Source organism: Pseudoduganella sp. R-43 (assembly GCF_049913255.1).
Classification (GTDB): Bacteria; Pseudomonadota; Gammaproteobacteria; order Burkholderiales; family Burkholderiaceae_D; genus Rugamonas.
In genome coordinates this window covers 2,938,740-2,959,114 of record NZ_CP183988.1, presented here as the reverse complement: position 1 = coordinate 2,959,114, position 20,375 = coordinate 2,938,740, and the positions used below count along the sequence as shown (strand labels likewise).

22 protein-coding genes are annotated in these 20,375 nt (G+C 61.9%); 5 read left to right on the top strand and 17 right to left on the bottom strand.

The features are described from left to right. Nucleotide 1: 1 nt before the first annotated feature. From ACN9M3_RS13650 to ACN9M3_RS13615, 8 genes are all read right to left on the bottom strand, one after another. Nucleotides 2-397 carry an RrF2 family transcriptional regulator gene (locus ACN9M3_RS13650; protein ID WP_426323074.1) on the bottom strand — a complete coding sequence of 132 codons (396 nt, stop codon included), beginning with the start codon at nucleotides 395-397 and terminating at the stop codon, nucleotides 2-4. Nucleotides 398-401: 4 nt separating this feature from the next. Continuing rightward, the gene (locus ACN9M3_RS13645) at nucleotides 402-2,672 is read right to left on the bottom strand and encodes a nitric-oxide reductase large subunit (RefSeq protein ID WP_426323072.1); all 2,271 of its coding nucleotides are present in this window, start codon (nucleotides 2,670-2,672) and stop codon (nucleotides 402-404) included. A gap of 91 nt (nucleotides 2,673-2,763) precedes the next feature. Then, the gene (locus ACN9M3_RS13640; RefSeq protein WP_426171475.1) at nucleotides 2,764-3,015 is read right to left on the bottom strand and encodes a hypothetical protein; all 252 of its coding nucleotides are present in this window, start codon (nucleotides 3,013-3,015) and stop codon (nucleotides 2,764-2,766) included. Between the two features lie 205 nt (nucleotides 3,016-3,220). Next, entirely contained in the window at nucleotides 3,221-5,692 is a 2,472-nt protein-coding gene (locus ACN9M3_RS13635) for an adenosylcobalamin-dependent ribonucleoside-diphosphate reductase (RefSeq protein ID WP_426171473.1), read from the bottom strand. 65 nt (nucleotides 5,693-5,757) lie between these two features. Further along, complete coding sequence (locus ACN9M3_RS13630) at nucleotides 5,758-6,789, bottom strand: DinB family protein (RefSeq protein WP_426323069.1); 1,032 nt, start codon at nucleotides 6,787-6,789, stop codon at nucleotides 5,758-5,760. Continuing rightward, complete coding sequence (locus ACN9M3_RS13625) at nucleotides 6,786-7,169, bottom strand: hypothetical protein (protein WP_426323067.1); 384 nt, start codon at nucleotides 7,167-7,169, stop codon at nucleotides 6,786-6,788. Before ACN9M3_RS13625 ends, ACN9M3_RS13630 begins: the two co-directional genes overlap by 4 nt. A 20-nt stretch (nucleotides 7,170-7,189) precedes the next feature. Beyond that, entirely contained in the window at nucleotides 7,190-7,945 is a 756-nt protein-coding gene (locus ACN9M3_RS13620; protein ID WP_426171468.1) for a hypothetical protein, read from the bottom strand. 30 nt (nucleotides 7,946-7,975) lie between these two features. Next, on the bottom strand, nucleotides 7,976-8,566 hold the full coding sequence (locus ACN9M3_RS13615; protein ID WP_426323065.1) for a DUF1439 domain-containing protein: 591 nt from the start codon (nucleotides 8,564-8,566) through the stop codon (nucleotides 7,976-7,978). Nucleotides 8,567-8,613: 47 nt separating this feature from the next. Here ACN9M3_RS13615 and ACN9M3_RS13610 point away from each other — a divergent pair, with 47 nt between their 5' ends. Continuing rightward, a complete protein-coding gene (locus tag ACN9M3_RS13610; RefSeq protein WP_426323063.1) occupies nucleotides 8,614-9,390 on the top strand; it encodes a DUF72 domain-containing protein in 777 nt (258 codons plus the stop codon). On the opposite strand, the gene ACN9M3_RS13605 is transcribed toward ACN9M3_RS13610, so the two are convergent. Next, nucleotides 9,353-9,607 (bottom strand): hypothetical protein, encoded by a 255-nt coding sequence (locus ACN9M3_RS13605; protein WP_426323061.1) that lies wholly within the window; start codon nucleotides 9,605-9,607, stop codon nucleotides 9,353-9,355. The two genes, ACN9M3_RS13610 and ACN9M3_RS13605, sit on opposite strands and share 38 nt — an antisense overlap. A 1-nt stretch (nucleotide 9,608) precedes the next feature. Further along, on the bottom strand, nucleotides 9,609-10,076 hold the full coding sequence (locus tag ACN9M3_RS13600) for a cupin domain-containing protein (protein WP_426323059.1): 468 nt from the start codon (nucleotides 10,074-10,076) through the stop codon (nucleotides 9,609-9,611). Between the two features lie 140 nt (nucleotides 10,077-10,216). Between ACN9M3_RS13600 and ACN9M3_RS13595 the strand changes: the two genes are divergently transcribed. From ACN9M3_RS13595 to ACN9M3_RS13580, 4 genes are all read left to right on the top strand, one after another. Next, nucleotides 10,217-10,585, top strand: a complete 369-nt coding sequence (locus ACN9M3_RS13595) for a GntR family transcriptional regulator (protein ID WP_426171461.1) — start codon at nucleotides 10,217-10,219, stop codon at nucleotides 10,583-10,585. Beyond that, complete coding sequence (locus tag ACN9M3_RS13590) at nucleotides 10,582-11,439, top strand: ABC transporter ATP-binding protein (RefSeq protein ID WP_426171459.1); 858 nt, start codon at nucleotides 10,582-10,584, stop codon at nucleotides 11,437-11,439. Before ACN9M3_RS13595 ends, ACN9M3_RS13590 begins: the two co-directional genes overlap by 4 nt. Then, nucleotides 11,436-12,401, top strand: a complete 966-nt coding sequence (locus ACN9M3_RS13585; protein WP_426171457.1) for a hypothetical protein — start codon at nucleotides 11,436-11,438, stop codon at nucleotides 12,399-12,401. The genes ACN9M3_RS13590 and ACN9M3_RS13585 overlap by 4 nt, the downstream gene beginning before the upstream one ends. A 130-nt stretch (nucleotides 12,402-12,531) precedes the next feature. Beyond that, nucleotides 12,532-13,629, top strand: a complete 1,098-nt coding sequence (locus ACN9M3_RS13580) for an extracellular catalytic domain type 1 short-chain-length polyhydroxyalkanoate depolymerase (protein WP_426323056.1) — start codon at nucleotides 12,532-12,534, stop codon at nucleotides 13,627-13,629. A 101-nt stretch (nucleotides 13,630-13,730) separates the two neighbouring features. On the opposite strand, the gene groL is transcribed toward ACN9M3_RS13580, so the two are convergent. From groL to ACN9M3_RS13545, 7 genes are all read right to left on the bottom strand, one after another. Then, nucleotides 13,731-15,335 carry a chaperonin GroEL gene (gene groL / locus ACN9M3_RS13575; RefSeq protein ID WP_426323054.1) on the bottom strand — a complete coding sequence of 535 codons (1,605 nt, stop codon included), beginning with the start codon at nucleotides 15,333-15,335 and terminating at the stop codon, nucleotides 13,731-13,733. 29 nt (nucleotides 15,336-15,364) lie between these two features. Next, complete coding sequence (locus ACN9M3_RS13570; protein ID WP_426323052.1) at nucleotides 15,365-15,679, bottom strand: co-chaperone GroES; 315 nt, start codon at nucleotides 15,677-15,679, stop codon at nucleotides 15,365-15,367. A gap of 144 nt (nucleotides 15,680-15,823) precedes the next feature. Beyond that, a complete protein-coding gene (locus ACN9M3_RS13565) occupies nucleotides 15,824-16,453 on the bottom strand; it encodes a diguanylate cyclase (protein ID WP_426323050.1) in 630 nt (209 codons plus the stop codon). A 23-nt stretch (nucleotides 16,454-16,476) separates the two neighbouring features. After that, a complete protein-coding gene (locus ACN9M3_RS13560) occupies nucleotides 16,477-16,746 on the bottom strand; it encodes a hypothetical protein (protein WP_426323048.1) in 270 nt (89 codons plus the stop codon). 105 nt (nucleotides 16,747-16,851) lie between these two features. Further along, nucleotides 16,852-17,139 carry a hypothetical protein gene (locus ACN9M3_RS13555; protein WP_426323046.1) on the bottom strand — a complete coding sequence of 96 codons (288 nt, stop codon included), beginning with the start codon at nucleotides 17,137-17,139 and terminating at the stop codon, nucleotides 16,852-16,854. 422 nt (nucleotides 17,140-17,561) lie between these two features. Then, on the bottom strand, nucleotides 17,562-18,380 hold the full coding sequence (locus ACN9M3_RS13550; RefSeq protein WP_426323044.1) for an outer envelope protein: 819 nt from the start codon (nucleotides 18,378-18,380) through the stop codon (nucleotides 17,562-17,564). A gap of 11 nt (nucleotides 18,381-18,391) precedes the next feature. Next, entirely contained in the window at nucleotides 18,392-20,278 is a 1,887-nt protein-coding gene (locus ACN9M3_RS13545; protein WP_426323042.1) for a methyl-accepting chemotaxis protein, read from the bottom strand. Nucleotides 20,279-20,375 lie beyond the last annotated feature (97 nt).

The following is a 20,375-nucleotide window of genomic DNA, read 5'->3' as shown; positions in this document are numbered from 1 at the left end:
TTCAGATAAGGTCCGCCAGGGTCTGGCGGTCGAGATGACCGAGGTAAGCCTCGGTCGCCCTGTGCAACCCCTCCTGCAGGCGGCAGGCGCCGGCCAACTGGCAGGTATTGCGCGTGACATTGAAACATTCGACGATCGTAAAGTCGGCTTCGGCCAGGCGCACCACGGCGCCCACCGAAATCGAAGCCGGCGGCTGCGCCAGGCGCAGGCCACCGGCCCGTCCGCGCCAGGTGGCCACCAGCCCGGCCTGGCCGAGCCGGTGAGCCACCTTGCGCAGGTGATGTTCGGAGATGCCGTGTGCCTTGGCGATCTCCTGCACGGTCACCAACCTGCCCTGCTGCCGACCCAGGTACATCAGCAGGCGCAAGGCGTAGTCGGTGTGGCCCGTGAGGCGCATTTGCTTAGTTCTCCAGCGCCACGCCTTCTGCCACGGTCTCTTCCTTCTTCGCCTTGCCGATCAGGCGCAGGGCGAACAGGGCGAGGAACAGGCAGCCAACCGCGAACACGATGTCGCCAGGGACGCGCAGCCATACTGCGGTTTCCATGAAGGTCGAGTGAACGACTTCCGGCGAACGGGCAAACCACATGCCCTTGGTGATCGCAGCCACGGCCTGGTAGATACCGGCAGGGACGAGCGACATGAACACCATCATGGCCAGGCCGATGTTCATGGTCCAGAACATCGAAGCCAGCAGCTTGTCCGACCATGCAAAGCGGTCAACCAGGCCGCGCAGGCAGAACAGCATCAGGCCGATACCCAGCATGCCGTACACACCGAACAGTGCAGCGTGGCCGTGGGCGGCGGTCATGTTCAGGCCTTGCATGTAGTACAGCGCGATCGGGGTGTTGATCGAGAAGCCCAGCAGGCCGGCGCCCACGGTATTCCAGAAGCCGACGGCGATGAAGCACAGGATGGCCCATTTGTAGGCGCCGATCCAGGGCGCCGATTTCGAGCGCTTGTAGTTGCGATACGCTTCCATGCCGATCAGCGACAGCGGAACCACTTCCAGGGCCGAGAACATGGCGCCGATAGCGATCACCGAAGTAGGCGTGCCGGTGAAGTACAGGTGGTGCAAGGTACCCAGGATGCCGCCGAACAGGAACACGATGGTTTCCAGGATGATGGCGCTATTGGCCGAAGCAGCGCGGATCAGGCCCAGGCGGGTGAACAGCAGCGCGATAACAGCGGTTGCGAATACTTCGAAGAAGCCTTCCACCCACAGGTGGACCAGCCACCAGCGCCAGTACTCGATCATCGAGTAGTGCGTGCCCTTGCCCCAGGTCAGGGACGTAGCGTAGAAGCCGCCGATACACAGTGCAGCCAGGAACACCATGGCGATGATGCCGCGGCTTTCCGATGGTTTCTTCAGAGCCGGCCACAGGCCGCGACCGAGCAGGAAGGCCCAGAACAGCAGGCCGACGAACAGCAGGATCTGCCACACACGGCCCATCGAGGTGAACTCGAGGCCCTGGTTACCCAGCCAGAACGAGAAGTCGACGCCCTTGTGTTGCAGGGTGCCCAGCCAGCCGGTGGCGGTCGAACCGACCACGATGAACAGCAGCGCGTAGAACAGTACATCGGTGCCCAGCTTCTGGAATTTCGGCTCGGCGCCGGAAATCGCAGGAGCGATATACAGGCCGGTAGCCAGCCAGGCGGTGGCGATCCACAGCACGGCGAACTGGGTGTGGATGGTGCGGCTGACGGTGAACGGCAGCACGTTGGCCAGCGGAATACCGAAGAAGCTCGAGCCTTCCACCGCAAAGTGCGCGGTGATCACGCCCATGCCGACTTGCGCCAGGATCAGGCCGATCACGACCAGGAAGTACTTCTTGGTGGCCTTCATCGAAGGCGTGGCTTTCAGCGAGAACAGCGGATCGTTCTTCGGCGGCACAGGATCTTCTTCCTCCTTGTGCATACCGTGGTAGAACAGCATGCCGGCGATGGCGCCGATCATCAGGATGATCGAGGCAATCGACCAGATGCCGGCGCCGGCGGTCGGAGTGTTGTCGATCAACGGTTCGTGCGGCCAGTTGCTGGTGTAGCTCAGGCCAACTTCGCCTGGACGGTCGGCGGCGGCGGCCCACGACGACCAGAAGAAGAAGCCGGTCAGCGCAGTGCGGTCGCTAGCTTCAGGCAGCGAATTCGGCGCCATGGCGTACTGTTCGCGCAGCTTGTCGTATTGCTCGGCGTTGCCGAACAGGCCAGCGTAGTGGTTTGCCACGGTGCGCACCGCTTCGGCACGGATGGCCGACAGCTTCACTTCATTGGTGTCGGCGTTGTAGGTGTTGGTGCGCAGCTCTGTCTTCACCAGGGCGTCAACGTGGGCTTTGGCGCCGGCTTCGAGCTGGGCGTAGTCCTTGTTGAAGTTCTTGCGTGCGAACAGGTCTTGCAGCGCGACGGCTTCGCGGTGCAGCCAATCGGCCGACCAGTCAGGCGCCAGGTAGGAACCATGGCCCCAGACGGTGCCCAGTTGCTGGCCGCCAGCGGACAGCCAGGCGCTCTGGCCGTATTTGACCTGGTCAGGCGTGTACAGCACCGCACCGGTGTCGTCAACGACTTGCGCTATTGGAGGCGCTTTCAGGTAAATTTCGCGGCCCACCCAGCCCAGTACCGTAAACGATAGCAGGCAGATAATGGCGAGCCACGTCCATAACTTCTTAGTGGCGTGCATGATAGCTCCTTTTGTGGTGTTTCAAATGTATGTTTTTAGCCAGAATACAGCCGCCACTCGGGCAGCTCACATGATCCAGGTCAAGTCTTGGTCAATGGCCGCCGCAACCGCCGCAGCAAGTGTGGCTGCGCTGTTGCGGCGCCACAGGCGGGTAGCCGTGTTCTTCCAGCAGTTTGCCGAGCTGGGGGACGCTGGTCAGGGAGTCGTCGAAGGCGACTTCAACGTGGGCCGCGCCGGCTGGGGCGTGCACGCCGCGGATGCCGGGGACGGTACGCAGCAGGTCAAGCACGCGGGTGACGTTGGCGGCGTCCAGGGCGGAAGCAAGTTGGAAAGAATGATGCATTTGTAAGTCCTCCTCGGGGTTAGTGTGGGAGGAAGTTTATGGAGTGGCGAAGGGGATGTCCTTGACGCACCTTAAGCAAAAACCGGTAAATCGGTGTCTGACCCGCAGGGTCAGACACCCAACGGTCTGACGGCTGAGGCCTACGCCACCAGCCGCGCCGCAGACAGTGTCTGACCCTGCGGGTCAGACACTGGTTTACCGGTTTTCACCCACACCCGCCCATATAGTGGCACTCAACACACCGCGTACACCCATCCACCTTATGCAGCGCCCGCGCCCCGCACTCCGGGCACTTGCCCGCCGATTTCGTCGGCGCCGCTCCCGCCGCCGTCATCGCCTCGGGCGCCACATGCCCCGTCGACGCGCACCGCAAGGCCAGTTGCGGCACCGGCACCTGGTTGCCAAAAGCATCCAGGAACCCGCGCCGTATCAAAATCCGCTGCAAGGTAAACGCAATCGCCGCCACCTCCGAATCGTGATAAACCGGCACCTGCACCCCATCCTCCCGCGTCAGCAAGCCGCAGCGCACCGGCCCCTTTTCCCAGGCCACCTCGCGCATATCCGCCAGCGCCTTCGCGATCGAACTTCCCGCCCGCGCCGCCATCGACAGCAAGCGCATGGACGACGTAATCCACTGCTGGCCATCGCTACGCTGGTTCGCCGGCATGAAGAACTCAAACGGCCGCTCAATCCGTACCGGCGCCCCATCCAGCATGCCGTCCACGGTGATGAAGCTCACGGTAAGGTAGGCCGACTTCTTGCCCTCCTGCGTCCAGTATTCGACCTTGGAGGTCACCGACTCCAGTTCCCCCAACGGACGCCCATCGAAGCGCTTGCGCAGCGGATCGTCATCAAGCAGCACAGGTGCAACGGCCGCAGAAGCCGCCGCCGGTTCCGGCGCCACGCTCAGCACGCTGCCCGTCACCGTATTCGGACGGAAAGTCGCAAGCCCTTTCAACCCCGCCACCCACGCCTCGGTGTACAGCTCCTTGAAATCCTCATACGGATAATCTTCCGGCACATTCACCGTCTTCGAAATCGCCGTATCGACGAAAGGCTGCACCGCCTCCATCATGCTCACGTGGTCCAGCGCCGCCATATCCAGCGCGGTGACGAACTGCGGCGGCAACTGCCCCATGTCGAAGCCCATGTGGCGGTACAGTCGCCACGCATGGTCCGCCACCTCGTAGGAGCGCGACGAACCATCCGGCATGCGCTTGCGGCGCTGGTAAACCCAGGAGAACGCCGGCTCGATGCCGTTGGAAGCATTGTCCGCAAAGGCCAGCGTAATGGTGCCGGTCGGCGCAATCGACAGCAGGTGCGAGTTGCGGATGCCATGCCTTGCAATCGCCTCCCGCAAGGCGCCCGGCAAGCGGCGCACGAACGCGCCCTCAAGGTACTGCTCCTTGTCGAAGAACGGGAAAGCGCCCTTCTCCTGCGCCAACGCCACCGAGGCCGTATAAGCTGCGTCGCGCAAGGCCTCGGCAATGCTGGCCGCCATTGCGCGGCCGCTTTCGGAGTCATAGCGCATGCCCAGCATCACCAATGCGCTGCCAAGGCCAAGGAAGCCCAGGCCGATGCGGCGCTTGGCCGCCCCCTCGTCCGCTTGCTGCGGCAGCGGCCACTGGGTCGCATCCAGGGCCAGGTCCAGCATGCGCACCGCGATGCCAGCCACCTGGCGCATCGCCTCGTAATCGAAGCTCGCGCGATCGGTGAAAGGATGCTGCACAAAGCAGGTCAGGTTGAGCGAACCCAGGTCGCAGCAGCCATAGCCAGGCAGCGGCTGTTCGCCGCAAGGATTGGTGGCGCGCAGGGTCTCGCAGTAATACAGGTTGTTCTCGGCGTTGATGCGGTCCACGAACAGAACGCCCGGCTCGGCGTGGTCGTAGGTGGAACTCATCACCTTGTCCCACAGTTCGCGCGCCGGCACGCGGCGATACACCCAAAGGCCATCCTCGCGCCGGTATGCCCCGGCAGCCAGGTCTTCATCGCCCGGTTCGACCTTGTGCACCAGTTCGAACCCGGAATCGGCAGCCAACGCCCGCATGAAGGCGTCCGTCACGCCGATCGACAGGTTGAAGTTGCGGAAGCCCCCATCATCCTTTGCGGCGATAAAGCGCTCGATATCCGGATGGTCGATGCGCAGCACGCCCATTTGGGCGCCGCGCCGCGCGCCAGCCGATTCCACTGTCTTGCAGGAAGCGTCGAACACGTCCATGTACGACACCGGGCCGGAAGCACGCGATTGGGTGCCCTTCACCTTGGCCCCGGCCGGACGGATGGCGCTGAAATCGTAGCCCACGCCGCCGCCGCGGCGCATCGTCTCCGCCGCTTCCGCCACCGCGGTGTAGATGCCGGGCAGGCCATCGTCCTCGCCGGTCACCGAATCGCCCACCGGCTGCACGAAGCAGTTCATCAGGGTCGCCTTCAGCCCCAGGCCAACGGCAGAATTGATGCGTCCCGCGGGCACGAAGCCATTCTCCTGCGCCCACAGGAATTTTTCTTCAAGTTCGGTGCGCAGTTCCGGCGCCTCCAGCGCGGCGAGCGCGCGCGCTACGCGGCGGCGGACGTCGATGATGTCCTGCTCATCCCCTTTCGCGTATTTTTCGCGCAGCACGTCCAGCGAGATTTCCTGGGGCGGCATGGGGTTGCCGAACATTTTTTCGTTTGCATTCATGGATAGTCCTGCTCAGGTTAAAACTGAGCCCGACTATCCACGAATGCCCGGGTAAATTCCTTGATTCAGGATAAGTTTGGCGGCCAGATCACCTCTTCCGACCAGCCCAGTTCCCTGAAATCCTGGGCTCGCAGCGACGCCTCGCCCACAGAAAAGAATTCATCCAGCTGCGGCGGAGCAACGGGCGTGGACGACAGCATGGCATGCACCTGCCCGCGATGATGGATCTGGTGCCCGAAAAGGTGCGCCAGCAGGCGCTGTCGCGTATCGCGCTGGAACTCACCCTCGCCGCGATCAATGACCACGATCCGGCGCAGGTCTTCATCGCGCAAAGCCTCGCAGTAAGCGATCAGGCGGCGATCCGCGGCACGCTGAGCCTCCCAAAGCGCCGCACAGGTATCAAAAGGCTCCTCCACCGCGAAAAACTCGCTGCAATAATCAGGATGCGGCGGCGCCCCGCGCGCCTCACGCTCCAGTGCATCGATATAAAACCAGTCCACGGTAAGGATGTGATTCAACGTCGCCTTAATCGACGGAAAAAACCCCGACCGCGGCGCCACAAACTCCGCCTGCGGCAAGCGCGCGCAAGCCCTCAGCAGCCGATGGTTAGCCCAGCCATTGTTATACGCTTCAGTCAATAAATGCCGCGACAGCCGATTACGCTCGAGCCCGTGTCCCACCTTGGGGTTGCCCCTAGGGGCGAAGGGTGACACGGCCTCTGCCGCAGCCCACGCGGCGATCGAGGCGCGATAGCCTTCCGGCAGCCGGCCTGGCAGCGCGTCGGCAGCAAACAAGCCGACTTCCTTGTGTTCGTGGCTCAGCACCGGCACGAAACCACCCTCCAGCGTGCACGCATGGGCGACGATAAACACTGTCTTCCCTGGCACGACTTCGAATAAGTAACTATCCAGCGGCGCCCCTACGCGGACGCGCACGCCGAGTTCTTCCTCGACCTCTCGCACCAGGCAGCCTGCCGGCGTTTCGCCATCCTCTATGCGCCCGCCCGGCAGTTCCCATTCCTCGCGCTCGTTCTTCAAGAGCACTACCCTGCCGTCAGGAGCGCAAAACACGCCCTTCACTGAAACTGGATAAGTCATTGGATATGCAAATAAGTGATGCCCGGTGCTTCTTCAAGAATCGAGCGCACCGCCGTGTACAGCTGCGCCACCACCGTCGCCCGCGGATCGCGGCCGGCAAGCCGCTCTATCAAGCCGCAGTCAGCGAAGACGTAGGCCTGCCAGCCCTCTTCCGCTCTGGTGCAAGCCACGTACAGCTCGCAATCCTCAGCCTCCACCGGCACGCACCAGGCGAAATCCTCGGGAATCACCTCGCCGAGCGCGCGAAAGCCGTGCGTGGGCAGTTCATGGGCCATCCACTCGGCCAGGCGCAAGCCATAAATGCCGGGATTGGTCAGTTTGTCTTCATCCGCGACGATTTCGAAGCGGGAAGACTGGAACATCAGGACCGGGCTATGCATTCTGATGTTCCTTTCATTGTTCAGCTACGCGGCACTTGCGCGAAAGCGGCATTCAGACGCCGCACCATATCGTTATTCATCGAGGCCGTGTGCCGGTTCCAGCGGTCCATCGTATGTTGCAGCTCGCTCTGCAGTCGCTGGGCAAGCTGGTACTCGCGCATGCCCGCGGCCCAGATCGCATACTCGGCACGCGCATCAAAACTGCCGAAGCGGTTGACGGCGTTTTCGAACTCGGCGCGCGCCTCCTCACGGCGACCGGCCGCGCCCAACGCTTTCGCCAACAGCAGGCTGCACTGCTCAGCACGATAATTCGCATCCGCGCGGCGGATAAACTCGAGGTGCTCAATGGTCTTGCCGTGGGCGCCAATCGCCAGGTTAGCGCGCGCCGCACCAAGGCGAATTTCCAGGTCCGAGCCAAACGCACCCTGCAGGCAAGCTTCGTACGTGGTAGCAGCTTCGGCAGCCTCGCCCGCTTCCAGCAAGGCCGAGGCAAGGCGCATCTGGTTCTGCGCAGTCGGGGTGAAGTTGAACGCATCGCGTGCTTCACGCAACTCACGCCCCGGATCGAGCATGCGGCCGGCAGCCACAACGGCTTTGCGCGCACCGACTTCCAGGCGCGAACTCGGCAGGTACACGGCAAAGAAATACACCAGACTACCCAGCAGTGGGAAGGAGAACAGGATCAGCAGCCAATACAATTCCCGCCCGCGGCGCACCGCATGCACGGCAAAAAAGATGGCAACCAGAATATGCAGACCCAGACCGAAAAACGGCATTTCTCTTTCTCCTATTAGTTGAAGTTTCGATTATAGACGACCGTCCCGCAAGGGTTCCAGATGAATGCTCAGTCCGCTTGCTGAAGTGCGGATAGCGGTGGGCACAAACTGCACGCCGGCATAACGCAACTCATCCGGACGCCAGGTGTAGATCGGCGTGTCACGCGCCAGGCTATCGGCAAGCAAGCGCGCAGCACCGGCCACCTGGCGCTGCGTGCGTTCATCCAGGCCGTCCAGGGTGAAGTCCTCCACGCGCGCATCGGCCAGCATGACCGCATTGCGCGAAGGGTCGATATTCAGGCGCCCCGACAGCGAAAGGCTGCCGGTAAATTGCTGCCGCATCAGCGGCGACGAAACAGACAGCATGGCGCCAAGCGCGATCCGGTCGTTCGGCAAGGTGGAAAGCCGCGGCTGCTCCAGCCGCAGTTCAAAGACTGCCAGCGCACGGTGCTCGAGCGGGAAGCGCTGGTCGATATTGCGTTGCAGGCGCGCCAGCGGGACTTCGTAATCGCGCGGTCCGGCAAAGCTTGCGCAGCCGGACAACAGCACGGCAGCGCCACCTCCTGCGGCTAACGCAGCAGCGGCGATGGCGCGCGTGGCAAGTCGTCTGTGTGGGGTCATTTCAGGCTCCTGTGTCATAGTCGCAGCAATGATAACGGGGATCGCATATGCAACCTGTAACCATTGGTATCGCTGGATGGGCTTTGCCGCGCGCTGACGCGGACTTGTTTCCGCCGGCGAGTTTTGGCAGCAACCTGGCACGCTACGCCGCTGTGTTTGACGCCGTCGAAATCAATTCTTCGTTCTATCGCCCTCACCGGCCAGAAACCTACGCGCGCTGGGCCGATAGCGTGCCGGCCGGCTTCCGCTTTGCCGTCAAACTCCCGCGCTCAATCACGCATGAAAAGCGCTTGCAGGATGTCGGTGCTGACCTCGACCGCTTCGCAGCTGAAGCCGGAGCGCTGGGTGAAAAGCTCGGATGGATACTGGTGCAGACGCCTCCCAGCCTGCGCTTCGACCCAGCGGCGGCCGCAGCCCTCTTCACGGCCCTCGGCGAGCGCTTTGGCGGCAAGGAGCGCGGCAAGAAGCCAGTATTTCTGGCCTGCGAGGCCCGCCACGGCACATGGTTTGGCGCCGAGGCAACGGCGCTGCAGCGCGACATGGAAGTGATCCGGGTAGTAGCCGATCCGCCCGCCGGAGAACCAGGACCTTTCATACCGACACGCGACGACGCCGGCTACGTGCGCCTGCACGGCAGCCCGCTGATCTATCGCTCAAGCTACGAACCCGAGCGGCTGGAGCAAATCGCCGCCTGGCTGCGTAACCAGCGTGGCAACGCACTGGTCATCTTCGATAACACAATGTCAGGCACGCAGGTCAGGCAGGCAAGGCAGCTTCACGCCCTGCTCACCCATCGGGCCCATGTTTCCTCTTTGCCTCCCTGAGGATCCGGCCCGCAAAATGACCATAGCAGGCAAACAAAACAAGCAGCCAGCCCATGGTGATGACCGCCGGATCGGATTCACCCAAGCCGAACAACTCGAGATTTTGCTGAAACAGCTCGAAAGCTCCCCAAAGCAGCAGGGTGCACGCGATCCCTGCCAGTCCCTGCCGATAGATCGGCCAATTTTCGCTGAAATGCGCGCGCGCCCGCCGCCACATGCTATTTTTTCCCCTTCATCGGGTCATCATCCGGGTTCACATACGTGATATCAAACGGCCCCTCGCCATGGATCTGGACGATGGTGTCGCCCTTCATGATCGCGTAATGGTTGGTCTTGGCCGGAATCGCCACAAAGTCCCCCGCATGATGGGCCTTGGCCGCCTTTTCATCAAGCTTATCCCCCATGCCCAGCATCAGCGTCCCCTTGATCACGGTGACGTTTTCCATCATCGAATGCATATGCGGCGGCACCTTGTAGCCCGACTGGGCGTGCAAGCGCATGACAAACGGACCTGCCTTGCCGGGATCGCCCTGCAACACAGCCGCTTTGGCGCCTTTAGGCAAGGTGGGTGGGCCATCGCCCCATTTCATCTCATCGCCGAGATGCATAGCGGAAACGGGAATCAGGCACCCAAAAGCAGCAGCGGCAAAGACAGCAGCCAGGGCGCGAGGCGTAATTCTGGACATGGCAATCTCCTTTTAAACGGGTACTCCAGGTTTGATCATAGTCCGCATTTGCAAAAAAACCACTTGCCGCGGACAGATTCAGTGTTATAGTTCACTACAACACCAGTTCATTAATTCACCAACACTGGAGGAAACGATGTATGTGGAATGAAAACCGCCCGATCTACCTGCAGTTGAAGGAGCGGGTCGTCGGCATGATGCTGGATGGCTTGCTCAAGCCCGGCGATGCCCTGCCCTCGGTGCGCCAGGTCGCGGCCGATTATCAATTGAACCCGATTACCGTCTCCCGCGCCTATCAGGAGCTGGTCGACGAAACCTTGGTGGAAAAAAGAAGGGGATTAGGAATGTACGTTACCGAAGGCGCCGTTGATAAACTGCTGTCCACTGAACGCGAACGCTTCATCCGCGAAGAATGGCCCGCAATGGTCGAACGCATCCGCCGCCTGGGCCTGGACATTGAACAACTGCTGCGCAGCACGAATGTGCCGCCACAAGGAGCCCCGGCATGACAGCGATCATCACCGCGAAAAACCTGAGCAAGCGTTACGGCGCCACCAAGGCCCTGGATGACGCCAGCTTCCAGATCAACGCCGGCCGCATCGTCGGCCTGATCGGCCCCAACGGTTCCGGCAAGACCACTACCCTGAAAGCCATCCTCGGCCTGTCCCGCTTCGAAGGCGAGCTCAATGTACTGGGCCTGGACCCGCGCCAGCAGCGCGATGAACTGATGAAGGACGTGTGCTTTATCGCCGACGTCGCCATCCTGCCGCGCTGGCTGAAAGTGAAGGATGCCATCAGCTTCTGCGAAGGCATTCACCCGCGCTTCAACCGCGAACGCGCCGAGAAATACATCGCCAACACCAAGCTGTCGCCGGACATGAAGGTCAAGGCCATGTCCAAGGGCATGATCGTGCAACTGCACCTGGCGCTGGTGATGGCGATCGACGCCAAGCTGCTGGTACTGGATGAGCCGACCCTGGGCCTGGACATCCTGTACCGCAAGCAGTTCTACCACCAGCTGCTGGAAGACTACTTCGACGAGAACAAGACCATCCTGATCACCACGCACCAGATCGAGGAAGTCGAAAACATCCTGACCGACCTGATGTTCATCCGCGACGGCAAGATCACCCTCGCCGCCTCGATGGACGAAATCGGCGACCGCTACACCGAAGTGATGGTGCAGCCGGAATACATGACCGCGGCCAGCGCCCTGCAGCCGCTGCACCAGCGCACGGTGTTCGGCAAGGCAGTGATGCTGTTCGACGGCGTCTCGCGCAAGCAGCTGGAAACGTTTGGCGAAACCCGTACCCCTAGCGTGGCCGACCTGTTCGTGGCCAGCATGCAAGGAGAATATCAATGAATACGATGAAATGGCTGATGCAGCGCGAGTACTGGGAGAACAAGGGCATGCTGTTCTGGGCCCCTGCCATTGTCGCCGGCCTGATGGTCGCCTTCTTCGCCGTGATGCTCATCATCGGCAACAATATGGAACTGCACTTTGACGGCGAAGGCCTGTCGCGCTTCCATGAAATGACCGTCGTGCAGCGGCATGAACTGGCCAGCGCCGTTGGCGCCGCCTTCCCTATGATGGCCGCGCCCCTGTACATCCTGATGGGCTTCGTGATCTTCTTCTACTGCCTGGGCGCGCTGTACGACGACCGCCGCGACCGCAGCATCCTGTTCTGGAAATCGCTGCCGGTGTCGGACACTACCACCGTGCTGTCCAAAGTGGCCGTAGCAACCGTGGCCGCGCCGCTGATCGTGGCAACCATCGGCTTCGTGGCTTCGCTCGCGATCATGCTGATGACGTCCATCGCCCTCAGCTTCCACGGCGTGAACGTGTTTGGCGACCTGCTCTCTTCCACCAACCTGTGGCTTTCTCCGTTCCGCGTGCTGTCGCTGATCCCAGTGTACTTGCTGTGGGCGCTGCCGACCGTGGGCTGGCTGCTGATGGTGTCGAGCTGGGCGCGCAGCAAGGCGTTCCTGTGGGCGGTCGGCACCCCGCTGATGACCGGTGCGTTGCTGGCCTGGGGCAACTACGCATTCAAGATGGGCCTCAACATCGAATGGTTCTTCTCGCAAGTGGTGCTGCGCCTGCTGGGCAGCGTGCTGCCGGGCGCCTGGTTCATATTCGACCGCTCGGCCCAGGAGTCGATACGCCATGCCGAAAACATGGATGGCATGCAGGGAGCCAAGGTTGTTTCCTTCTTCAACGAGGCATACGGCTCGCTGGCCAGCCCGACCCTGTGGGTTGGTGTCGCGGCAGGCGTGGCGATGATTGCCGCCGCGATCTGGCTGCGCCGCTGGCGCGAAGAAAACTGATCGGCCAGGCGGTTGTTCGCGGCAGCTCGATGCTCGTCGAGCTGCCGCTCATGCCACCCGTTCGGCAGCGCACTGAAATCCCATCGGTTCACCGCTATAGTGCCGGGATCGCACGACACAGGAGCTGCCGATGGCCAAGTCGCCCCCAGGAGTACGCCTGTTGCGCAGCCTGGCCCGTGCAGGAAAGGCGCAGCAAAAATTGCTGACCGCTTTCCTGACCGCTTCGACACCGAAGACAGCGAAGCCCAAAAAGCCCCGGCGCACGGCACGGCGAACACAAATCAGCCTGGCTGCGGCGCCCGGCAAATGGATGGCAGCGCGCTACCCGGCCCTGTCGGGCGTCCCTTCTCTCGCCTACTGGCTCTACCTGCCTGATCGTGTTCCTGAAAGCGTCACGCGAAATGGCTGGCCTCTGATTGTCATGCTCCACGGATGCCACCAGAGCGCAACCCAGTTCGCACAAGGCACCCGCATGAATTTGCTGGCGGAGCACAAGGGTTATGCCGTGCTCTACCCGCAGCAGCCGGTAAGCGCGCATGCCCAGCGCTGCTGGCATTGGTATAGCCAGGCCACCCAGGAAGGCAGCGGGGACGCTGCCAAGCTTGCTTCACTCATCGCCCACATTTGCGAGCAGCATCACATCGATCGCAGTCGAATCTATGCATGCGGCATCTCAGCCGGGGCAGGAATGACCGCCGTAATGGCGCTGCAGCACCCGGAGCTTTTTGCCGCGATCGGCCTGCATTCCGGCCCGGTGGCCGGCGTTGCCAGGTCCTCGGCCGAAGCGTTGCACGTGATGCGCCACGGGGCAAGCCTCAACGCGGAGGGAGTGATTCACGAACTGCTGCACCAGCGCGCATTGCAAACCAAGCCGGGTGCCCGTAGCGCGGATCAACTGATGCCGGCAATCCTGATCCAGGGCGAAGCCGACAAGGTGGTCCGGCCAGTCAACCAGGCGCATCTTGCGCGCCAATGGCTGGCGCTAAACGGCCTGGGCGCCGACACGCCGTCGCAAGTAACGCTCAAACCCGAGGGGAAAACCGTTCGCCGGAATGCCTGCGAGATCCGCGATTTTCACGTCGGCCGCAAGATTCTGCTGCGCGTTGCAAGCATTGCGGGCCTGGGGCATGCCTGGAGCGGCGGCGACCCGTCTTACAAATTCAATGAAGCGGCAGGCCCGGATGCCAGCCGCATGATGCTGGACTTCTTTGCGAAGCACCGGCGCTAGTTTTCCCTCACAGCCAGGTCCTGGTCGCGGATGACTTCTTAACACAAGGGCGGTCGCCCACCAGGCACGACCGCCCCCTCATCAGGATACGCCAGCAGGCATCAGGCCGGCAACGCGTTCTTTTCCTCTGGCGCCGCGTCCGACACGGTCGCCTCGGTGGTCAGCAGCAGGCCAGCGATGGAGGCAGCGTTCTGCAGCGCGGTACGGGTCACCTTGGTCGGGTCGATGACGCCGTTTTCCACCATGTCGACATACTCGCCGGTGGCAGCGTTATAGCCAAAGTTACCCTTGCCTTCGGCAACCTTGGCCACCACCACCGAAGGCTCTTCGCCGGCATTGGAAACGATCACGCGCAGCGGCGCCTCGAGTGCGCGCAGCACGATCTGCACGCCTGCATGCTGGTCGGCATTGGCGCCCTTCAGCTGGGTGATGGCGGCGCGGGCGCGCAGCAATGCCACTCCGCCGCCTGGCACAATGCCTTCCTCGACGGCGGCGCGGGTCGCGTGCAGCGCATCATCCACGCGGTCGCGCTTCTCTTTCATTTCCACTTCGGTGGCTGCGCCAACCTTGATCACAGCCACGCCGCCCGCCAGCTTGGCCACGCGCTCCTGCAGCTTCTCCTTGTCGTAGTCGCTGGTAGCCTGCTCGATCTGCGCGCGGATGGTGGCCACGCGATCATCGATGCGCCGCTGCTCGCCGGCGCCGTCGATGATGGTGGTGGCTTCCTTCTGCACTTCGATACGCTTGGCGCTGCCCAGATGCTCCAGCGTGGCCTTCTCCAGCGTGTGGCCGGTCTCTTCCGAGATGACGGTGGCGCCGGTCAGCACGGCGATATCTTCCAGCATGGCCTTGCGGCGGTCACCAAAGCCCGGCGCCTTCACCGCAGCCACTTTCAGGATGCCGCGCACCGAGTTCACCACCAGCGTCGCCAATGCCTCGCCTTCCACATCTTCCGCCACAATGAACAGCGGCTTGCCGGCCTTGGCCGACTGCTCCAGCACCGGCAGCAGTTCGCGGATATTGCTGATCTTTTTGTCGTACAGCAGCACCAGCGGATCATCCAGGCGCGCCAGCTGCTTGTCCGGATCGTTGATGAAATATGGGCTCAGGTAGCCGCGGTCGAACTGCATGCCTTCCACCACATCCAGCTCGTTCTCCAGCGACTTGCCGTCTTCGACGGTAATCACCCCTTCCTTGCCCACCTTCTCCATGGCCTGGGCGATGATGTCGCCGATGGCGCTGTCGGAGTTGGCCGAGATGGAGCCCACTTGCGCGATCTCCTTGCTGGTGGCGATGGGGCGCGAGATGGCCTTCAGTTCCGCGATGGCAGCGGCCACGGCCTGGTCGATGCCGCGCTTCAGGTCCATCGGGTTCATGCCGGCGGCCACATACTTCATGCCTTCCTGGACGATGGCCTGGGCCAGCACGGTAGCCGTGGTGGTGCCATCGCCGGCCACATCGGCGGTCTTCGAAGCCACCTGCTTGACCACTTGCGCGCCCATGTTTTCCAGGCGGTCCTTCAGCTCGATTTCCTTTGCAACCGAAACGCCATCCTTGGTGATGGTCGGCGCGCCGAAGCTGCGGTCAATCACCACATTCCGGCCTTTCGGACCCAGCGTGACCTTCACAGCGTTGGCCAGCACATTCACGCCCTTGACGATGCGGACGCGGGCATCTTCGTTGAACTGTACGTCTTTAGCAGTCATGATTTTTATCTCCCTGGAACGTTCTGGAATCAAGCGGCTTTGGCAGTGGCGGCAGCGTGGTCGATCACGCCAAGGATGTCTTCCTCGCGCATGACCAGCAGTTCTTCGCCATCAAGCTTGACGGTCTGCCCGGCGTATTTGCCGAACAGGACCTCGTCGCCGACTTTTACAGCCAGCGGGCGCACGCTGCCATCGGGCAGGGCGCGGCCATGACCGACCGCCAGCACCTCGCCCTGCTCGGGCTTCTCGGTAGCGGAATCGGGGATCACGATGCCGGACGCGGTTTGGCGTTGTTTTTCAATTCGCTTAACAATAACCCGGTCATAGAGGGGACGAATTTTCATCTCTTATCTCCAAATGGTGTCAGATCATTTAACAAGTGAATCGGTCCAGACAAAGCTAGAGCCAGACTTCAGCGTCGTCGAAAGTATGTTTTCGCTTTTTCATTTTCAAGATGGGTGCCGCAGTCAAGTTTGTAACAAAATGTTTCAAGGCAGGATCAGGCGGTCATGGTGGCCCAGCTGGTAGACCACACGCTTCTCCGCACTTGGCGGAACGGGCCGCACCGGGCAGTCGGAAAAGCGCCCGCCGTCCCCCGCCAGGCTGTCATCCGCTGGACCGACGCCCTGCCATACGCCGCCTTTGATGGGCTGGAATAGCCACTGCTGATAGCCCTTGCGGGCCGCCAGTTCCATCTGCTCCAGGCGAGCAACCTGGTCTGCACCCAGCACCGGTTCATCAGGGTAGCCCGCAGCGTTGTCGCCAAACGCCAGGCGGCAGGCGAAGGCCTCGCTGGCTGGAGCCCCCGCCGTGTTGCAGGCCCGCTGTTGCAATCGCTCCAGCTGCCAGGCGCCAAGCCGCCAGGCCGCATCCAGCAAGGCATCCTCTGCCGCCGCACTGCTGGCCCAGGGACCGTCAAACTGCAAGGCCGAACTGGCCACCGCGCGTGCCGGCAGGTTCACGCCTTGCAGTTGCAGCGGCGTAGCACGCCGGAAGCCATGCCAGTGGAGGAACAACAGCAAAGGTGCATCGGGCCAGTTGGCGCGCGTGGCGCTGACGGCAAACAGCGGCAAGCCCATGGCGGAAATTTGCGCAGACACAGCATCGAATACATGCATGGCAACGTCCTCCAACTGCCATGTCAGTGCACGTAAGACCGCCCAGTTGCCGGTTCAGCGCCTGCGCCTACGGGAGGCCCGCCCTGCAACAGCTCCTGGCAATGAGTAAGGTGGCGCTGCGCCTGCGCCAGAGCCTGCGCATAACTTCGCAGCTGGTGCAGCGACGGCAAGCTGTCGCTGCCCTTCAGTGCGCGCGCTCCCGTGGCGGTGATTTCCGCCATTGCCCGGCTGGCCTTGTCATGCGCGGTCCGCAATTCCGCCAGGCTTTCCAGCAATGCCTCTTTATGTTCCATAGTCGCTCCTTAAGAACACATAACAAGGCAAATTAATTCTGGGTCGGCTCCGGAAATTTCAAGGCCGGAAAGAACCGAAATTCGGCGCGCCCTCCGCACCAGGCGTCAAAAGCTAAGCTCTTCCTGGCGCAACAAGTCTTCGATCACTTCCTGATTTTGTTTGTCGGCTATGAGCGCATAGATCCCGGTATAGAACGGATGGCCCTTGATCGCCTTCAAAGCTGCCGGCTCGCCAAAAATCCCTGCCAGGGCCTTGTACTCCATATAGCAAACCAGCACGTGGTTGTATGTCGACGATTCGTCGCCCGATCCTTTCGGCTGCCGGAAATCGAGTCCTGGAAATTTCGCTTGCACAAGCGCTGTGGTCTCGTCGGGCGTGAACTTCGAGTTCAACACCCATGTTCCAATGGAACTGCTCGTGCAACAAGCTACCGACAAGATAGAGATCATCATCAGGCATCGTCTTGCGGACGCCCAGCGTCAGAACAGGATGACTATGTGGGGGCCACACATCTTTATCTATCCTGATGTCCTTCGTATACAGCCATTTCCCCAGCTGGTACCGGACGACGACCGCTTCTACCCGCGCCTTCAGCGCCACCTCTTCGGGAGCATTGTGACGTGTGACGACGTTCAGACTTTCCGTCGCATTCACTGTACCCACACAAAGCGCGGATAGCATTGTGCAGTGAATGGCATTTCGTATTTGTCTCTGCATTTCCATTCCATATTGGCACAGAATCATCATGGGAAACTACATGGCAATATTTCAAGCAGGACCACTTCACGCCATCGGTTTCCATTCACTGAAGCTTTTAGAAATGATACTCGGCGCGGACCATCGGTGTCTGCGCCAGGCTGCCCGGGACATTCGACGGATTTCCGAACTTGTTGCGCCAGTACTGATACTCGAAGCCGACCTTCAGCTTGCCCGGCTTAAGCCCCGCCGCGGCGCTGAAGTCATACATCACCTGCATATCGATGTTGGTCTCCGGCGAAGTCGGTCCGCCAAATTCATTGCGGCCTTTCTCACCGATGTAGTTCATATACCCTTCGAAAGACCAGCCGCTGCCCAGCGGGATGCCCCAGGCTGCGTTCAGCATCGCATGCGTGTCGTAGTGATAGCGCTTGGATACGCCGATCGGTTCATTGCTTTCCCACAGCGCCAGCAGGCTGATATTCAGGAAGCCCGGTACGTCAACCATCAAGGTCGGCCCGGCCACCAGCATTTGCTTGCGCGAGGCGTAGCCTTTGTCGTTCTTGTGGTTCCAGTCAACGCCCGCTGTGAAGCCAAAACCGCGCATGCCGGCGCCCTTGAACTCCTTCCCGGACAGCTTGCCAATATCGAGCGTGTGTCGGTACAGCAGGTAGGTTTCGGTTGCGCTGTCGTCCTTGCGGTCGGACTTCAGGATGTCCAGGTTCATGTAATTGCTGCCGTACTGGTAGCCGCTGGCGTGGGTCAGGTTGATCACGTTCTTGCGGATGTCCTGCGGGTTGTACGGTTCGGCGAACCTGGTGCCGAAGCGGTAGCCGATGGAGTTGTCCATCCAGTCCAGCGCCAGGGCCGGCTGGGCGGCGCCGAGCGCCAGGGAGACAACGGCGGCAGTGCGCGCCAGCGGTGCGAATCGGGTCATGCGTCCTCCTGTTAGCGTAATTTCGGGGTGGCGTCGAGCTTGAAGAGCCCGACCACTTCTTCCAATCGTGCGGCCTGTTCGCTGAGCGATTGCGCGGCGGCGGCGGCTTCCTCCACCAGCGCGGCATTCTGCTGCGTGGTGTTGTCCATCTGCGTGACGGCCTGGTTGACCTGGTCGATGCCGAGGCTTTGCTCCTGGCTCGCGCTGGCGATTTCCTGCATCAGGCTCGCCACGCTCTGCACCGACTTGACGATGTCCTGCATCGCTTCGCCGGCGGAATCTGCCAGTTTGCCGCCGTCGGCCACCTGTTGTACGGATTCGGTGATCAGCTCCTTGATCTCTCTTGCCGCTGCGGCACTGCGCTGGGCGAGGTTGCGCACCTCGCTGGCGACGACGGCGAAGCCGCGCCCCTGCTCACCGGCGCGCGCCGCCTCGACGGCCGCATTCAGCGCCAGGATATTGGTCTGGAACGCGATGCCGTCGATGACGCCGATGATGTCGGAGATCTTGTTCGAGCTGGCCGTGATCGAGGCCATCTTCTCCACCACCTGCCCCACCACCACGCCGCCGCGCTTGGCGGAATCGGCGGTACCGGCGACCAGTTTGTTGGCCTGTTCCGCGTTGGCCGTGTTGTTATGGACGGTCGATGTCAGTTCTTCCATTGCCGCTGCGGTTTCCTCCAAGTTGGAGGCTTGCGCTTCAGTGCGGGCCGACAGGTCCATATTGCCGCTGGCGATATCGCCTGTCGCGGCGCCGATGGCGCGGCTGCTGTCGCGCACGCGCAGGATGGTGACGTTGAGCGATTCGACAAACTTGTTGAAGGCCGCCGCCAGCGCGCCCAGTTCGTCTCGCGACTGCACCGGCATGCGCCGCGTCAGGTCGCCGCCGCCGCTGGCAATGTCTTCCAGCAGTTCGGCCGCCTGCGCGACCGGCGATGCGATTGCACGGGCAATGACGAAGATCGCCAGCATGCCGATGCCGCCGCCAATGATGGCAGCAATCAATGAAGTCATGGCGGCGCCGCGCGCGATACCGGCCAGCACCTCAGCTTCCGGCACCTGCGCGACCAGGTAGGCATTCAGCTCGGGGATGAAGGACGACGCCACCAGGTGTTCGCCATCGGTCGCTTTAAAGCTGTCGGCGACAAAGGCTTCCCCACCCAGCAGGCGCTTGGCCAGCGCTGGGTTCATGCCCGGCATCTCGGCCAGCGCATGCTTGCCGTCGACCAGTTTCGGGTCGCGGTGGATCAGGATCAGGCCATTGGCGCGCACCAGGTAGACGTAGCCGGACTGGCCCAGCTTGTAGTTGCGCACCGCTTCCGCCAGCGCATTGACGGACAGGCCAAGGCCGGCCACCGCCTGCTTGCCGCCAGCCGTCTGCACGCGGGTATTGATGAACAACATATAAGTGTCGGCGCTGACGTCCTTGTCGATGTCGAGCGCGTAGGGCGAACTGCCGGACAGGAAACCATAGAACCACTGGTCACTGGCTGCTTTCTCGCTTAGCGTGCGATCGTACCCCTTGTCGGTGAAGTACTTGCCGGTGGAGCGCGAGACCCAGAAGACGGTGGCGGCATTGTTCTTGGCCTTGAGGTTCTTCGCCTCGGTCGTCCACGCGCTTAAGCCTTCGTCCGGCACGCCCGCTTCCTCCCAGGCATGCAGGAAGGTGTTGTTGGCCAGCGTTTGCGAGACCGCCAGCGGAGTTGCAATCTGGCGCAGCACGTCGTTACGGATGGCCGCTACCTGCGCCGGAAGCTCCTGCCGCAGCACGCGTTCGCGCGCTGCCTGGCTGGTCTTCATGATGCTGAGGGTGGAGGAAATGATGATGAACAGCAGGAGGGTCAAGCCCATGCTGAGAAGAAGCTTGTGCCGGATGGACAAGCGGTGCAGCAATTCCATTCGATCTCCCGGGGTATTGATATTGTGCGTCCAGCATATCAACGCCCGGGAGCCGCCACAATCAATCCAAACGAATATGGCGGATTCTCACAACAGC

Coding starts and splice junctions, on each gene's coding strand:
- ACN9M3_RS13650 (WP_426323074.1), bottom strand. CDS start 397: ATGCGCCTCACGGGCCACACCGACTACGCCTTGCGCCTGCTGATGTAC.
- ACN9M3_RS13645 (WP_426323072.1), bottom strand. CDS start 2,672: ATGCACGCCACTAAGAAGTTATGGACGTGGCTCGCCATTATCTGCCTG.
- ACN9M3_RS13640 (WP_426171475.1), bottom strand. CDS start 3,015: ATGCATCATTCTTTCCAACTTGCTTCCGCCCTGGACGCCGCCAACGTC.
- ACN9M3_RS13635 (WP_426171473.1), bottom strand. CDS start 5,692: ATGAATGCAAACGAAAAAATGTTCGGCAACCCCATGCCGCCCCAGGAA.
- ACN9M3_RS13630 (WP_426323069.1), bottom strand. CDS start 6,789: ATGACTTATCCAGTTTCAGTGAAGGGCGTGTTTTGCGCTCCTGACGGC.
- ACN9M3_RS13625 (WP_426323067.1), bottom strand. CDS start 7,169: ATGCATAGCCCGGTCCTGATGTTCCAGTCTTCCCGCTTCGAAATCGTC.
- ACN9M3_RS13620 (WP_426171468.1), bottom strand. CDS start 7,945: ATGCCGTTTTTCGGTCTGGGTCTGCATATTCTGGTTGCCATCTTTTTT.
- ACN9M3_RS13615 (WP_426323065.1), bottom strand. CDS start 8,566: ATGACCCCACACAGACGACTTGCCACGCGCGCCATCGCCGCTGCTGCG.
- ACN9M3_RS13610 (WP_426323063.1), top strand. CDS start 8,614: ATGCAACCTGTAACCATTGGTATCGCTGGATGGGCTTTGCCGCGCGCT.
- ACN9M3_RS13605 (WP_426323061.1), bottom strand. CDS start 9,607: ATGTGGCGGCGGGCGCGCGCGCATTTCAGCGAAAATTGGCCGATCTAT.
- ACN9M3_RS13600 (WP_426323059.1), bottom strand. CDS start 10,076: ATGTCCAGAATTACGCCTCGCGCCCTGGCTGCTGTCTTTGCCGCTGCT.
- ACN9M3_RS13595 (WP_426171461.1), top strand. CDS start 10,217: ATGTGGAATGAAAACCGCCCGATCTACCTGCAGTTGAAGGAGCGGGTC.
- ACN9M3_RS13590 (WP_426171459.1), top strand. CDS start 10,582: ATGACAGCGATCATCACCGCGAAAAACCTGAGCAAGCGTTACGGCGCC.
- ACN9M3_RS13585 (WP_426171457.1), top strand. CDS start 11,436: ATGAATACGATGAAATGGCTGATGCAGCGCGAGTACTGGGAGAACAAG.
- ACN9M3_RS13580 (WP_426323056.1), top strand. CDS start 12,532: ATGGCCAAGTCGCCCCCAGGAGTACGCCTGTTGCGCAGCCTGGCCCGT.
- groL (WP_426323054.1), bottom strand. CDS start 15,335: ATGACTGCTAAAGACGTACAGTTCAACGAAGATGCCCGCGTCCGCATC.
- ACN9M3_RS13570 (WP_426323052.1), bottom strand. CDS start 15,679: ATGAAAATTCGTCCCCTCTATGACCGGGTTATTGTTAAGCGAATTGAA.
- ACN9M3_RS13565 (WP_426323050.1), bottom strand. CDS start 16,453: ATGCATGTATTCGATGCTGTGTCTGCGCAAATTTCCGCCATGGGCTTG.
- ACN9M3_RS13560 (WP_426323048.1), bottom strand. CDS start 16,746: ATGGAACATAAAGAGGCATTGCTGGAAAGCCTGGCGGAATTGCGGACC.
- ACN9M3_RS13550 (WP_426323044.1), bottom strand. CDS start 18,380: ATGACCCGATTCGCACCGCTGGCGCGCACTGCCGCCGTTGTCTCCCTG.
- ACN9M3_RS13545 (WP_426323042.1), bottom strand. CDS start 20,278: ATGGAATTGCTGCACCGCTTGTCCATCCGGCACAAGCTTCTTCTCAGC.